Origin of the sequence: Streptomyces sp. CB02959 (assembly GCF_002803155.1) — a bacterium.
In the GTDB taxonomy this organism is placed as follows: Bacteria; Actinomycetota; Actinomycetes; order Streptomycetales; family Streptomycetaceae; genus Streptomyces.
The window spans coordinates 197743-212038 of the sequence record NZ_NNBP01000019.1; the positions used below are offsets into that span (position 1 = coordinate 197743).

At 76.1% G+C, this 14296-nt stretch carries 12 protein-coding genes and 1 tRNA gene; 3 read left to right on the forward strand and 10 right to left on the reverse strand.

All coding sequences use genetic code 11. The features are described from left to right. Positions 1-16: 16 nt before the first annotated feature. Entirely contained in the window at positions 17-1846 is a 1830-nt protein-coding gene (locus CG747_RS28500) for a bifunctional diguanylate cyclase/phosphodiesterase (protein WP_100604699.1), read from the reverse strand. Positions 1847-2248: 402 nt separating this feature from the next. On the opposite strand from CG747_RS28500, the gene CG747_RS28505 reads away from it, so the two are divergent. After that, the gene (locus CG747_RS28505) at positions 2249-3454 is read left to right on the forward strand and encodes a M6 family metalloprotease domain-containing protein (protein WP_100604729.1); all 1206 of its coding nucleotides are present in this window, start codon (positions 2249-2251) and stop codon (positions 3452-3454) included. 70 nt (positions 3455-3524) lie between these two features. Here the strand turns inward: CG747_RS28505 and CG747_RS28510 are convergent. The 6 genes from CG747_RS28510 to CG747_RS28535 form a co-directional block, all read right to left on the reverse strand. Then, a tRNA-Lys gene (locus CG747_RS28510) sits at positions 3525-3598 on the reverse strand. Between the two features lie 56 nt (positions 3599-3654). Then, positions 3655-4377 carry a bifunctional DNA primase/polymerase gene (locus tag CG747_RS28515; RefSeq protein ID WP_100604700.1) on the reverse strand — a complete coding sequence of 241 codons (723 nt, stop codon included), beginning with the start codon at positions 4375-4377 and terminating at the stop codon, positions 3655-3657. A 251-nt stretch (positions 4378-4628) separates the two neighbouring features. After that, the gene (locus tag CG747_RS28520; RefSeq protein WP_180985730.1) at positions 4629-5012 is read right to left on the reverse strand and encodes a hypothetical protein; all 384 of its coding nucleotides are present in this window, start codon (positions 5010-5012) and stop codon (positions 4629-4631) included. A 124-nt stretch (positions 5013-5136) separates the two neighbouring features. Further along, a complete protein-coding gene (locus CG747_RS28525; RefSeq protein WP_100604701.1) occupies positions 5137-6495 on the reverse strand; it encodes an AAA domain-containing protein in 1359 nt (452 codons plus the stop codon). 49 nt (positions 6496-6544) lie between these two features. Continuing rightward, positions 6545-8092 (reverse strand): hypothetical protein, encoded by a 1548-nt coding sequence (locus tag CG747_RS28530; RefSeq protein WP_100604702.1) that lies wholly within the window; start codon positions 8090-8092, stop codon positions 6545-6547. Next, the gene (locus CG747_RS28535; protein ID WP_100604703.1) at positions 8083-9285 is read right to left on the reverse strand and encodes a hypothetical protein; all 1203 of its coding nucleotides are present in this window, start codon (positions 9283-9285) and stop codon (positions 8083-8085) included. Before CG747_RS28535 ends, CG747_RS28530 begins: the two co-directional genes overlap by 10 nt. 205 nt (positions 9286-9490) lie before the next feature. On the opposite strand from CG747_RS28535, the gene CG747_RS28540 reads away from it, so the two are divergent. After that, on the forward strand, positions 9491-10090 hold the full coding sequence (locus CG747_RS28540) for a histidine phosphatase family protein (RefSeq protein ID WP_100604704.1): 600 nt from the start codon (positions 9491-9493) through the stop codon (positions 10088-10090). Between the two features lie 36 nt (positions 10091-10126). Here CG747_RS28540 and CG747_RS28545 read toward each other — a convergent pair whose 3' ends face one another. After that, complete coding sequence (locus tag CG747_RS28545) at positions 10127-11569, reverse strand: transcriptional regulator (protein ID WP_100604705.1); 1443 nt, start codon at positions 11567-11569, stop codon at positions 10127-10129. 216 nt (positions 11570-11785) lie between these two features. Between CG747_RS28545 and CG747_RS28550 the strand changes: the two genes are divergently transcribed. Beyond that, positions 11786-12256, forward strand: coding sequence for a hypothetical protein (locus CG747_RS28550; RefSeq protein ID WP_100604706.1), 471 nt, complete (start codon positions 11786-11788; stop codon positions 12254-12256). Between the two features lie 112 nt (positions 12257-12368). On the opposite strand, the gene CG747_RS28555 is transcribed toward CG747_RS28550, so the two are convergent. Together CG747_RS28555 and CG747_RS28560 are read right to left on the reverse strand one after the other, a co-directional pair. Then, entirely contained in the window at positions 12369-13607 is a 1239-nt protein-coding gene (locus CG747_RS28555; RefSeq protein WP_100604707.1) for a glycosyltransferase, read from the reverse strand. A gap of 125 nt (positions 13608-13732) precedes the next feature. Then, positions 13733-14296 (reverse strand): sugar transferase (locus CG747_RS28560; protein ID WP_146022167.1); only part of this gene is annotated, 564 nt, incomplete at its 5' end.

The following is a 14296-nucleotide window of genomic DNA, read 5'->3' on the forward strand; positions in this document are numbered from 1 at the left end:
GCGCGGGGCGCGCGGCTCAGCCGCAGGCGCGCCCCGCGTCCAGCAGCGCCTCCACCCGGTCCGGGGCCACCGGCCGGGAGTAGAGCCAGCCCTGACCGGTGTCGCACCCGATCCGGCGGAGCCGCTCGGCCTGCTCGGCGCTCTCCACGCACTCCGCGGTCACCGTGAGCCCGAGCCGGTGCGCCAGTGAGACCAGCGCCTCCACGATCATCTCGTCCGCCGGGTTCGGGTGCTCCTGCGAGCGGAAGCCGTGGACGAAGGACCCGTCCAGCTTCAGTACGGACACCGGCAGCCGGCTGAGGTAGGCGAGGTTGGAGTACCCGGTGCCGAAGTCGTCGATGGCGATCCGCACGCCCATGTCGCTGAGCGCCTGGAGGGCCTGCAGCGGCCGGCCCGCCGACCCCATCACCGCGGACTCGGTCAGCTCCAGCTGGAGCAGCTGCGGTGGGAGCCCGGTCTCCGCCAGGATCCCGGCGACGTCCGCGACCAGGTCGGAGTCCCACACCTGACGCACGGCCACATTCACGCTGACGAACAGCGGCTCGCCCCCGGGGTGCGCCAGCTGCCAGGCCCGCGCCTGATAGCAGGCCTGCTCCAGCACCCAGCGGCCCAGTTCGACGATCGCGCCGTTCTCCTCGGCCAGCGCGATGAACCGATTCGGCGCCAGCACCCCGAACTGCGGATGCCGCCACCGCACCAGCGCCTCCACGCCCTGCGCCCGGCCGTCCCCCAGCCCCACCAGCGGCTGGTACTCCAGGGTGAACTCGCCGCGGTCCACCGCCGGCCGCAGCGTGCTGGACAGTGCCTGCCGGGTCATCCGGTGCGCGTTGCGCTCCGGGTCGAAGAGCGTCCAGCGGGCCTTGCCGTCCTCCTTGGCCCAGTACAGGGTGGTGTCCGCGGCCTGCATCAGTCCGGTCGCGGTGGTGCCGCTCGCGGTCCGCTCCACCACGCCGATGCTCGCCGACACCGACAGCCGCTGCCCGGCCAGGTCGAAGGGCCGCTGGAGCGCGTCCAGGACGCACTGCGCCAGCTCGGCCACCTGGTCGGTGCCGGTGGAGTCCTCGACCAGCAGCGCGAACTCGTCGCCGCCCAGCCGCGCCACCAGATGCCCGCCACGGCCCGGCCCGCGCTCCGCGGCGTTCTCCGCACAGCGTGTCAGCCGCTGCGCCACGGCGCTCAGCAGCCGGTCGCCGACCCGGTGCCCCAGGGTGTCGTTGACCGCCTTGAAGCCGTCCAGGTCCAGGTAGCACAGCCCGATCCGGCCGGTGCCGGACCGCTCGAACGCGGCCGCCTCCAGCGCCGAGGAGAGCCGCTCGAAGAACAGTGTGCGATTGGGCAGCCGGGTCACCGCGTCATGCATCTGAAGGTGCCGCAGCCGGGCCAGCAGATCGTGCCGGTCGCTGATGTCCGCGATCGACAGCAGCACCCGCTCCGCGCCGCCCAGCGGCCCCTCGGTGACCGGTTCGACGGTCACCTCCACCCATACGGAGCTCCCGTCGGACCGTTTCAGCCGCCGGGTGCAGCACAACCGGTCGCTGCGGCCGCACAGCACCTCCCGGTACGCGGCCCACACCCGCGGGTCGGCGCCCAGGTCGGTGAGGTCGGCGGCGGTGGCGGCGACCAGGTTGTCCGGGTCGGTGCCGACCAGCTCGCCCAGTGCGGGGTTGGCGGCGAGCACCAGCCCGTCGCGGTTGAGGACGGCCATCGGCAGGCTCGCGGTGCGGAAGGCGGCGCGGTAGTCGCCGAGCGAGGCGGCGGTGCCGTCGCACCGCGCCGAGGCGTCGCAGGCGGACGGGGGAGCGGGCCGGGCGGTGGATTCGTTGGTCGAACCCTCACGCTCCGTCACCGAGGGCAGTGTCGCTCCGGGCGTGCGGCCCGTGCTGTCGGGGTGTCCGCTCACTGCTCGCTCCCGCATGGCGCTTGTCGCGTGACGGAGGGGGTCCTCGCGCTGGAAAGTGTGGCGATCATAGAGGCTGGCACGAGGGCCGATCCAGCGACGAAGCCGTGACCATCCGCACGCATGACGGAAGTTCAGCCAATTCTGCCCGGCTCTGTTCGCCCCTATTGCCCCTTTGGTCGCTTGTGACTTTCCGTTACGGGGCGGCCGGGGCGCGACGGTCACTCATACGGGCTGCCATAACGAGACGAAGAGCATGAAATCACCTCAGGGTAAGTGGGTGTCCCGAATCCGTCCCTGGAGGTCTACGTGCCGCGCGTCCAGACACTCCACGGGGTGGACCGCCGTCGCATGCGGCGCGTCGCAGCCGTCGCCACCTCCTTGAGCGCGCTCATCGCGACCTCCATCGTGGCCGGCCCCGCCACCGCCTCCGAAGCGGCCCTCTCCTGCGCCCTGGGACGCACCGACGCCCACCACTCCGAGGGCGTCGACAGCTGGAACGGCGCTTACCCCCGCCCGAACCACCGCCTCGACGCGGTGATGATCTTCCTGTCCTTCCCGGACGCCCGCCCCACCACGACCCCCCAGCGGCTGTCCGGCGACTACTTCCCCGCCACCGCCCGCTTCTTCGACCGCGCCTCGTACGGCAAGTTCCACCTCCGCACCCACATCCACCGCCGCTGGGTCCGCATGCCGCACCCCGCCACCTGGTACGGCATACAACGGGACTGGGAATCCGGACGCCGCTCCGCCTACCTCCGCGACGCGGTCGCCGCCGCCGACCCCGCCATCGACTTCAGCCGCTACGACCTGGTCTACCTCGTCGCCGACCCCACCGCCCCCGGCGTCGACTCGGACGCCACCAAGGTCGTCAACCTCGACCAGCCGATGCACGCCGACGGCGCCGAGCTCCGCCGCTTCGTCACCGTCTTCGAGCACAGCCCGCCCGACCGCAACGTCCTCGCCCACGAAACCGGCCACGTCTTCGACCTGCCGGACCTCTACCACCGCCCCGAGAGCGGCCACGGCGACTGGGACACCCACGTGGGCGACTGGGACCTCATGGGCAGCCAGTTCGGGCTGGCCCCCGACCCCTTCGCCTGGCACAAGTGGCGGCTGGGCTGGATCACCGACGGCCAGGTCGACTGCGTCAGCCTGGACCGCCCCCGGATGCACTCGCTGCGCACCCTCTCCGCCCCCGAGGACCCCGGCGACCACCGCCGCCCCCGCCTCCTGGTGGTCCGCACCGGCCCCGACAGCGCCCTCGCCATGGAGGCCCGCGGAGCCGAGGGCAACGACCGCTCCGCCTGCACCGAGGGCATCCTCGTCTACCGGGTCCGCAGCGCCACCGCCTCCGGCTCCGGCCCCATCCAGGTGCTCGACGGGCACCCCGGCACCTCCGCCTGCTGGGGCACCTCCGTCTACCCGCCGCTCGCCGACGCGCCGCTCGGCGTCGGGGAGAGCCTCAACGACACCGAGGACGGCGTCCGCATCCAGGTCCAGGGCCGGAGCACCGACGGCGAATGGGCGGTCAAGGTCACCCGGAGCACCTCATGAGGCCCCGCCGCGACCGAAGGCCCCGAGCACGCCGAAGGCCCCCACCGGAGTGGGGGCCTTCGACCGTCTGTGCGCCGCCAGGGACTCGAACCCCGGACCCGCTGATTAAGAGTCAGCTGCTCTAACCAACTGAGCTAGCGGCGCCTGCTGACGGAGGAAACATTAGCATCCTGGCCGGGGAGGGCAAAAATCGATTCGCCTCAGCCCCCCGTCAGCACGGCATCCGCGCCCTGAACAGCGGGTTCGTGGTGCGCGCGGGCGGTCTCCCGGTCCGCGCCGAGCACGCCGCGGGCGGCCCGTACGCAGGCCCACAGCAGGATCTCGGGCCCCGGCAGCCAGGGGGCGCGGACGTCCGGCGCCACCAGCCAGCGCGACCCGGTGGGCGCGGCGGGGTCGCCCGGGTCGGCACGGTCGTCCGGACACCCCGCCTCCGGTGACGCCCACCCGCAGCCCCGTGCGGCGCCGGCCCCGGCGTGCCCGGGACCGCCCGTTCCCGCTCCGGCCGCACCGGGGCCGGGGTGCAGTGGCGGGACCGTCACCGCGTCCCCGCTCCCGTGGCACATCAGGGGCGGCACGGCGCTGCCCCACTCCTCCCAGGCCAGCAGCGCGGGCAGCCGCTGGGCGGTACCGGGGGCCGCGAACAGCAGGATCCGGCCGCGGTGCGTGGCCACCGGCCCCGACCCCGGACCGGCCGACCACAGGCGGTCCGCCATGCGCCGTCCGAAGAGCGCCGGGGCGTTGATCACGTCGAAGACCCCGCCGCACGGCAGGACGCTCGGCGCCGCGGGGTGCTCGGCCCACAGCCGGTGCATGCGCTCCGGATGCGGGCTGGCGGAGGCGAGCCAGTCGGCCCCGGCGAGCGTGACGTACGCCGTGGTGGGAAAGGCGAGGTTCCGGGGGGTCTCAGGCAGCCAGTCGCTCATGGGACAGGTCTACCGATCCGGTGAGTCCCGGCAGGGCTGATTGGCGGAAATCGGGACAGGGCGGGGCGGCGGGGAGTATCTTCCCCCGCCCGCATATGCCAGCGGCTCATGATCTTGGACCATGAGCCGAGAGGGGGGCCTGCGGTGGGTGGGGTTCCTGTGGAGTGGTGGCCGGGGCAGTGGGGGCGGACCGCTGCGCGCACGGTCCCGGCGGGTGCGCCGGACGCGCCGGACGCACGCGCGGCCGCCGGTCAGTCGACGTCGGGCGGGACGGTGCTGCCGCTGCGCATCAGGCTCTGGCCGAACTCGACCATCTTCTGCGCGTAGTCCTCGGTCCAGTCGGCCCGCTCGGCGACCACCGCCAGCGGCAGCCGGTCGAAGCGGCGGGGGTCGGTCAGCTGCGCGGCGGCCATCGCCTGGAACTCCGTCGCCCGGTCGGCCGCCGCGCGGAACGCGAGGGCGAGCTCGGACGCGCGGCCGAGCAGGGCGCCGGGGTCCTCCATCGACTCCAGCCCGAAGAAGTGCTCGGGGTCGGCGGTGGCCTCGGGGGGCTCGAACAGCAACTGCGCGGGCCTCATGCGGCGGGGGGCGGGTGCCGTACCGCGTGGATCGGGAGCCGGCTGCGGCTCGGACATGTACCTACCTCCATGGTTGTGTGCCGCATTCCATTGTCCCGCCCCGCGCAAGGGGGCCGCCGGGGGTGCCGCCGGGGGCGCGCGGCGGTCCCGGGCCACCGCGGCCACGACGCGGGGCGGCCGGCTACCCCCGCAGCGGGACGCGGTGCTCCGACAGGTGGGCGAGGACGGCGTGGTTCGCCTCCCAGCCGTCCGGGAACTTCACGGTGACGCCCAGCTGGACGGGGTCCGTGGCGGGGTGCTCGTCGAGGAGTTCGGCGACGCCGGCGCGGCAGACGACGATGCAGGCGTGCCGGTGCCGGGAGGCGAGCACGCACAGGCGGCCGGTCTCCAGGTGGAAGGCGGTCGCGTCGGGGCGGCCGGAGAGCGGGTGGAGGACGACGGTGACGTCGAACTCGCGGCCCTGGAGGCGGTTGGCGGTGTCCACCGTGACGCCGGTGACGCCCAGCTCGGCGAGGGCGGCGCGGACCGCCGCGGCCTGGTCGCGGTGGGCGGTGCCGACCGCGATCCGGGCGGCCGTCAGCGGCTCCGGAGCGTCGCTGTGCTCGCTGGTGGCGGCCCCGCCCCGGTCCAGCAGCCGGCGGACGACCCCGGCGAGGGCGCGGACCGCCTCCGGGTCCGTGCGGGGGGTGTGCCGGGCGGGCAGCTCCAGCAGGCCCCAGCCGGACTCGGCGGCCTCGTCCAGGACGCGGTCCACGGCCGAGCCGTCGCCCCGTACGCCGAAGGCCAGCCGCCGGTCGCCGGGGCCGGTGCCGCTGCGGAACGGCGTGTACGGGTAGAACGCGCCGGACACCAGGGGCGCGGCGGAGGCCGGTAGCCGCCAGGAGACGGGCAGGCGGTGCTGCGGCAGGTCGGGGTTGTGGGCGAGGAGGGTGGAGACGGCGCTGGCGGACGGGTCGTAGGACAGGCCGGCCCACTGGTCGGCGCCGACCACGCTGAACGGGTCGAGCTGGCCCGGGTCGCCGACGAAGAGCGCCCGTTCGAAGAGGCCGGCGACGCTCAGCAGCGCGTCGGAGCGCATCTGGTACGCCTCGTCCACGATGGCGTGCCGCCAGGGTTCCTCGACCTTGGTGTAGGCCCACTTGGCGGCGGTGGAGACGACCACGTCCAGGGCGGCCAGGTCGGCGATCTTGGCGGAGGTGCGGACGGCGGGGAGGTCCGCGAGGGCGGGGTCGAAGGCACCGGGTTCGCTGCTGTGGAGGCGGCCCACCGGGAGGCCGGGGTCCTTCGCGGCGAGGCGCAGGACGAGGTCGTCCACCTGGGCGTTGGTCTGCGCGACGATCATCAGGCGGCGGCCCGCGGCGGCCAGTTCGCGGGCGGCGCGAACGACCAGGGTGGACTTCCCGGCGCCCGGCGGGGAGTCGACGACCACGCCGCGGCGGGTGCTGTGCAGGGTGTCGTGGAGGATCGCGTCGGTCGCCTCGGCCGCCGCCGCGGCGGGGTCCGCGGGCGGCGGTGCGGGCAGGTGCTGAGGGGGCGTCATGCCGTGGCGCTTTCCGGGGAGTCGGCGGGCGTGGGGCGGTGGGCGCGGGTCACAGGAAGTCCTCGGGGGTGACCGGATCGGCGGCGGGCGCCGTGTCGCCGGGGCCGGCCGGGGGGCCGCCGTGCGTCCACGGCGTGTCCTCCGGCTCCGGGAGGGTGGGGCCGCCGCGCGGGGCGTGCTCGAACAGCGTCCAGCACAGGGCGTCGCCGGGCTCCGGGACCGAACCCGGCTCGGGGGTGCGGCCGCGGCCCATGCCGCCGGTGAGCCGGACCACCGGGGCGCCCTCCTCGCCGGCGGCGTACGCCACGAACTCGGCGGTCTGGGTGCGCCCGTCGGGGGACGCGCGGTAGAGCTTGGTGCCCTCGGCCAGCGGGGGGCGATCCGCGGTGTGCAGCGTCACCAGGGGGCGCGGCATCGGCCGCCGGCCCTCGGAGAGGGCCATCTCGACGGCGGTGACCCTACCCTGCAGCGCCTCGCCGGCGAGCCGCCGGGCGGCCATCACCAGGGGGTCGTCCAGGGCTTCCTGGGCGTCCAGTTGGGCTTGCGCGCTCTCCCGGGCGGCGAGCTTCCGGGCGGCGGTGACCGCGTCGTCCTGCTTGGGCTGCGGCGGCTCCCCGGCGCGGATCCGGTCGCGGTGGGCGGTGTACGACCAGCGGTCGCGCTTCCAGCGGTCGGTGACCCGGGCGCCCTCGGGGAGGCCGCGGAGCAGGTCGATGCCCTGCCAGACGGCGTCCCAGGTGGGCCGCAGCTGGCTCTCGACGAGGGCGCGGACCTCCTCGTCGGCGCCGGGTGCCCCGGCGTCGTAGCGGGCCATCGCGGGGGCCAGCAGCCGGTTGTCGAACGCCGGGTCGGTGGCCGGTCCGGCCGGCGGGCAGTGCAGTTGCCCGTCCGCGCCGCGGGCCGCCTCGGCGAACTCGGCGGCCTGCCGGGCCGGTACGCCCGGCGGCGGGGCGATCCAGGCGAGCAGCGCACCCAGGTGCTGGTCCTCCAGGACGCTCTGGCCGGTCGCCCAGTGGCGGGTCAGCAGGCCCGTCATGGAGAGCAGCAGACAGGCGCCCGGCACTCGGGCCCGCTCGCCGAAGTGCGTGAACCAGCGGCCCAGCAGCGGGACGTGCGGCGGCGCCGGGTAGGGCGTCTCCGGGTCCTGCTCGACCGTCCGCCGGAACCGCATCGAGCGGCCCAGCAGCCGGACGTACTCGACGCCGGCGGCGCTGGGCACGATCAACTGGGGTGCGTCGGTGCACAGTTCGACCTGCACCGGGACCTTCTCGCCGGTCTCCGCGTCGGTCTCCTTGCGCTCCTCGAAGCCGACGTCGTCGGCGAAGCCGTCCACGTAGGGGAGCACCGCCTCGGCCAGGTCGGCGAGGAAGGCGAACCGCAGGTCGCGGTCCCGGGGTTGGGGGACCGTCAGCAGCAGGGGCTTCTCCCGGTCCGTGCCGACCAGGGCGCCCAGCGGGGCACCGGCCTCACCGGAGGTGGTGAGCGGCACGAGGACCAGCGGGTCGGCGGCGAGGTGGCGGTGGCGGACCGTGGCCAGCGGCTGGGCGCGTCCGGCGGCCACCGCCTCCATCCGGGCCAGCGTCTCGATCAGCGACATGCGTCCTCCCCGGTCCGCGGTGCCGGCAGGGCGGGGGCCCCGGTGAGGGCCGCGGCGCGCAGGGCGGCGGCCGTGCGAAGGGCCCGGACGGCGGGGTCGTCGGGGTCGGCGCCGGGCTCGCCGGCGGCCGCCGCCAGCGCCTCCTCGACGGTCCGCAGCCCGCCCAACTCGCCCCGCGCGCCGCGGCCCAGGGCCTCCACCGCGCCGTCCTGGCGGGACCGCTTGCGGCAGTGGAAGGCCAGTTCGCAGGCGGCCAGGCACTCCGGGGCGTAGGCCGCGGAGACCGCCTCCACCGCCTCGGTCAGCTCGTCGGCCGGGCGGGTCGCGGTCCGGCCGTCGTCGGTCAGCCCGAGGTCGAAGGTGGTCCCCGCGGGGAGCGCGGCGGCGATCTCCTCGACGCGGGTGAGCCGGGTCAACTGGCGCCGGGTGGTGGCGAGTTGCTTGCGGACGTCGACGGTGGCGGCGGTCGGGAGGTTGGAGAAGTCCTTGGGGCAGACCAGCAGCGCCCGATCACGGACCCGGGCCGGGCGGCCGGTGTGCGCCGCGGTGTGCTCGGCCACCGCCTCCAGGGCGAGGACGTAGACCGCCGCCTGGCGGGCCGCGGCACCGACCTTGGCGGCGTCCGCGGACCCGTCGATCATCGGGAAGGACTTGATCTCGACGACCGTCCAGCTGCCGTCCGGATGCACGACCACGGCGTCCGGCTCCACGTAGGCCGGCGAACCGGCGACCTCCATCGCCAGCAGCGGATGGTCCAGCAGCGCCCAGCCGCCGGCCGCGGTCGCCTCGCGCAGCGCCAGCGCGGTGCGCGCCGCCCGGCCCTCGGGCCCGGCCGCGGACAGGTCGGGCCGGGCGACCGCGCCGTCCTCGGGCACCGCCGTGCCCGGCGCCAGCCGCTCGCACACCAGCCGCAGCAGTTCGATGCCGCCGTCGGCCTTCACCCGGGCCTCGAAGGAGTTGCCGCGGGCCAGCGCGAACTGGGACTGGCCGTACGCGGCGGGCGAGCCCAGCGCGCGGGCCAGCGCACCCTTGTCGACGCCCGCGCCGTCCAGCAGCGCCCGGCGTCGGCAGCCGGGATTGGCGGCGAGCGCGGCGAGGGCGCGGGCGTCCAGCGACCGGGGGCGCACCCCCGGTCCGCGCAGCTCGGTCAAACGCTGCCGCAGGCTCGGTGGGCTTTCGCGGGAAACGTTCACCTGCCGAAGTCTCCCATCCGTCACGCCCGGTGCCCGCACCGGCTCCGTCGCGGCAGCGGCCCCCGCGCGCTCCGGCCGGTGCCCCCCCGCCGGGGCCGCCGGCCGGGTTCCCGCCGGGTGCGCGATGATGGAAGGGCCGCGGTCAGCGCCGCCCGCGCCAGCGAAGCACGACGACAAGCCGGGAATCCGGCGAGAGGTACGACCCATGGCACCGCGCATTCTCCTGGCCAGGCACGGGCAGACGGAGTGGTCCGTCTCCGGCCGGCACACCGGACGGACCGACATCCCCCTGCTGGACGAGGGGCGGCGGGGCGCCAAGCTCCTCGGCGAGCGGCTGCACCGCGCCCCCTGGGACGGCCTGCCGGACGCCGAGGTCCGCACCAGCCCTCTGGTGCGCGCCAGTGAGACCTGCGAACTTGCCGGCTTCGGGGCACGGGCCCAGGAGTGGGACGCGCTGCTGGAGATCGACTACGGCGCCTACGAGGGGCTGACCCCGGCGCAGATCAAGGCCGACCGGCCCGACTGGCTGATCTGGCGGGACGGGGTGCCGGGGGGCGAGACGCTCGCCGAGGTCTCCGCCCGCGCCGACGAGGTGGTCGACTGGGTGCGCGCGGCCGACCGCGACGTGCTGGTCTTCGCGCACGGCCACATCCTGCGGGTCCTGGGCGCGCGCTGGCTGGGCCTGGACATCTCCTTCGCGGCGCGGCTCCGGCTGGCGCCGACGTCCCTGTCGGTGCTCGGCTGGGCCTACGGCGAACCGGCCGTGGTGAGCTGGAACGACACCGGGCACCTCGACCTCGGCTGAGCCCCGCCGCCCTCGGCGGGGGCGGCCCGGGGCGGCTTACCGCCCCACGGGGTCGCCGGCCGACCGATGGCGCGCCAGGAAGTCGGCGACCGGGCCGCAGCTGCGATAGGGGCCGAGCGCCCGGGCGGTGTCGTCCAGCATCGCCCGGATCCGGGCGGAGCGGACCTGCGCCAGCAGGGTGAGCGCCTGCTGAGCGGCCGTGGCGGCCTCCTCGGCGGCGCCGCCGGCCGCGAGGTTGCCCGCCAACTCCGTGGTGAACAGGGCGATGTTGCGGGTGAAGTGCGGATCCTGCAGCGCCACCGCCCGGCGTGCGTGCTCCGCCGCGCGCCCCCGTTCACCCAGCGCCGCCCAGCACTGCGCCGTGAGGCCCGCCAGCTCGGCCTCCCCGTAGAAGGTCATCCACTCCGGATCGCGCTCCCCGGGCCCGGCCGCGAACAGCCGCTCGGCCCGGGTCAGCGCCTGCGTGCAGCCGGTACGGTCGCCGAGGCCCGCCCAGCCGCCGGCCTCGCGCAAGGCCAGCAGCGACCGCAGCCGCGGTGAGCCGAGCCGCTTGGCGGCCTGTTGGGCGGCCTGGGCGGCCCGCACCGCCTCGCGCGGCCGGCCGGCGTCGCGGGCCAGGAAGGCGGTGTTGCAGAACGCGTGCGCCTCCAGGGCGGCGTCGCCGCAGACCCGGGCGGTGGACAGCGCCTCCGCGTAGTGCGAGCGGGCGTCGTCGAAGCGGCCCGAGTCGTGCGCCAACCAGCCCACGGAGATGGCGAGTTCGCCCGCACCGGCGTGCAGCCGGTCGTAGACCGCGCGGCGTTGCGCGCCGGCGTCCAGCAGTTCGTAGGCGGCGCGCAGTGGCTGGGCGGCGCGGTGGTACAGGCCGTCGGCGCCGTGCCGGTCGTCCAGCAGGCGGATCCGGCGGACGGCCTCCTCGACGGCGGTGGCCTCGGCGGCGCCGGCCCGGGCGCCGGGGGCGATACGGGGTCCGGGCACGGACGCGGCGAAGCGGTCCGGCGGGGCCGGTGCCTGCGCCGGGGGGCCGGCCGGGCAGAGGCCGGTCAGGCCCAGGGCGGCCGCCGGGCCGCCGGTGATGAACGCGCGACGTAGCACGTCGCTCTCCTTGCGGTTCTGGATACGGGTATCGCGGTGGTCGGGGTCGGTCGCCAGGGCCGCGGCGCTCGTCGCCGCCGTACGCGCCCCCCGTCCGCGTACCGTCTCCCGCGGCGCGAACCCCATGTCGGGCAGCGTCAGCCCCGGGAACATGTGCCGGAACACCCGTTCGTAGGCGTAGTTCGGGCACCGGATCTCCCCGGACTCGACGCGGCCCACATAGCGGGCGTCGCACGAGACCTGCTCGCCGATCTCACGGGCGGACCGTCGGACCGCCGCCGCGAACTCGCCGGGTGACAGCCGGCCGCGCAGCTGTCGGAAGGCGGTGTTCGGGCGGGCGGGTACGGTGCGGGACGACGCTGAACGCTGAGCTTGCGACGCCATGGCGGACCTCTCCGTGCCCTACTCCGTGCCATCGTGTGACCGTGCCGCGTCCTGGCGGTGCGGCGGGTCGACGGTACCGGCTGTGACGGGTCCGCCACCCTGCGTTTGGCAACAAACCGGAATATCTCACCCGCGATCCGCCATGAAGTGCCATCCTTTGCAGCGTTCCGCCGCCGTAGCTGTTGACGCGTTTCGCCGTTGGAGAGGGTGTAAAGGGTGCGGCGCGTGCAGGAGGAGGGGTTCTCCGTGTGGGAGACCGGCGTCAGCAGGGGCGGCAAGGAGTCCGCGGGTCGGGCCGCGGGCCGCGAGGGGCGCACCGCCCCGGTGGCCGCCGCCCCGCCCTGTGACCTGGTCACGGTGCCCGCCCGGCAGGGCCTGGAGGCGGTGGACATCCTGCGGCTGCGGGACGGTGTCGGCCCGGTCCTGCACGACGGCGCCTGCGACACCCTCGGTTTCCTGGTCCCGCCGGGGACGGCCGACGGCTGGGACGTACCGGGCAGCGCCTGTACCCAGACCTCCCCGCGCGGCAGCTCCCTCGGCGGTGCGGTGCCGGAGCCGCCGGTGCAGGGCACCGGCTGGCTGGTGCCGCCGGAGGGGGCGTACGCCGACGCCACCGACCCGGTGGTGCTGCGTGCGGCGCTGGGGGAGGCGGCCCGCACGATCGAGGCGGTCGACCGCTGCCAGTGAGGCGGCGGCGCGGATGAGGTGACGGGTCCGGTCCGCCGGTGGGGCGGCGGGGCCGGTGAGGGGCGGCCGCGGTGCCGCCCCTCGGTCGCTTCCGGACCGGCCCGCCGGCCCGTCAGCGCTGGGAGAGCGAACGCCCGTCGGGCACCGGCGCCGGGGACGGGTCGGGCAGCGAGACGCCCGGGGGCAGGCCCTGGGGCGGGGGACCGGCGGGTGCCGCCGGACGGGTCCGCCGCGACGCGACGCGGGCCTCCTCGTAGACGGCCATCAGCTCCTGGGCGCTGCGGTCGATGTCGTAGCGCCGCACCACCGGGGGCACCGGCAGCCGGACCACTCCGGTGCGCCGCAACTCCCGCAGGGCGGCGGCGAGTTCGTGTACGCCGTGACCGAAGCGGCGGGCGCCGGGGGCCTGGTCGTCGGGGAGTTCGTCGACGACCGGGCAGCTGCCGTGGAGGACGTGCAGTCCGGCGGCCAGGGCCTCCAGGGTGGCCAGTCCGAACGCCTCGTCGGGCGACGGCGACACGAAGACGTCGACGGCCGACAGCAGACCGGGGATGTCCGGCCCGTCGCCGGCCGCCGGCCCGTCCGCGCTGCCGCGGGCGCCGAGCAGGTGGATCCGGTCGGCGGAGCCGAACTGCCCGGCCATCCGCCGCAGCAGCTCCCGTTCCGGCCCGTCCCCGGCCAGCAGCAGGTGGACGCCGGGCAGTTGGGTCACCGCCCGGACCAGGACGTCGAACCGTTTGCCGGGCACCAGCCGGCCGGCACCGCCGACCACGAACGCGTCGGGCGGCAGGCCGAGCCGGGCCCGGATCCCGGCCCGGGCGACCGGGTCGAAGGCGAAGCGGTGCGCCTCGATGCCGTTGGGCACCACGTGGATCCGCCACTCGGGGACGCCCCAGCGGCGCAGTCGGGCGGCGACGGTGTCCGAGACCGCGACGGTCGCCGAGCCCAGCCGCTCGGTGGCCCGGTACAGGGTGCGGACGCCGCGGGTCAGCCGCCGGCCCTCGATGACCGCGTCGCCCAGCGAGTGCTCGGTGGCGACCACCGCCCGGACGCCGGCCAGCCGGGCGGCGATCCGGCCGTAGACGCACGCCCGGTAGAGGTGGGTGTGGACGAGGTCGGGGCCGACGGCGCGGATCAGGCCGGCCAGGCGGGGGAGCGCGGACAGGTCGCGGGTGCCGGTCATGCCGAGGTGGGTGACGGGAGTGCCGTCCGCCTCGATGGCCTCGGCGAGCGGGCCGGGGTTGGTCAGGGTGACGACCTCGCAGTGGGCGGGCAGCCGGCGCAGCAGCAGCCGCAGCTGCTGTGCGGCGCCGCCCACTTCGAGGCCGGTGATGACGTGCAGGACTTTCACCGGATCTCTCCAGGGGTAGCGGTCGGGGTGGCCTGGTCGGCGGCCGGGTCGGCCTCGTCGGGGGGGCAGCGCGCGGCGGTGCGGCGGACGTGCGGGGCGGCCGGTCGGTGCCGCCGCGCCGGAGGTCACCGGCCCGCCCGCCGGAACGGCGACCGGGCCGCGGCCCGCAGCAGGATCCGCAGGTCCTGCCCCGGCGACCAGCCGTCGATGTAGAGGTTGTCGAAGCGCGCCCGGTCCTCGGCGCGGGCGCCGTCGCGCAGCCCGTGCACCTGCGCCAGGCCGGTGAGGCCGGGCGGCATCCGGAGCCGGGCCGCGTGGCCGGGGTGCCGGCGGGCGAACTCCGCGGCCCGGGAGGGCCGTTCGGGGTGCGGCCCGACCAGGCTCAGCTCGCCGCGCAGCACGTTCCACAGCTGCGGCAGCCCGTCCAGCGAGGTGCGCCGCAGCCATCGCCCGAGGCGGCCGGGCCGGGCACCGGGGCGCGCGGTGCGGAACCGCAGCAGGGCGAACCGCCGGCCGTCCCTGCCGACCCGCTCCGGCCGGCAGAACACCCCGGGCCCGTCCACCAGCCGCACGGCCAGTGTGCAGCCGAGCAGCAGCGGCGCCGTCAACAGCAGTGCCACCGACGCCAGGACGAGGTCGAGCGCCCGTTTGGCCGGGCTGCCGGACCGGGACCGCGCGGTCTCCAACGG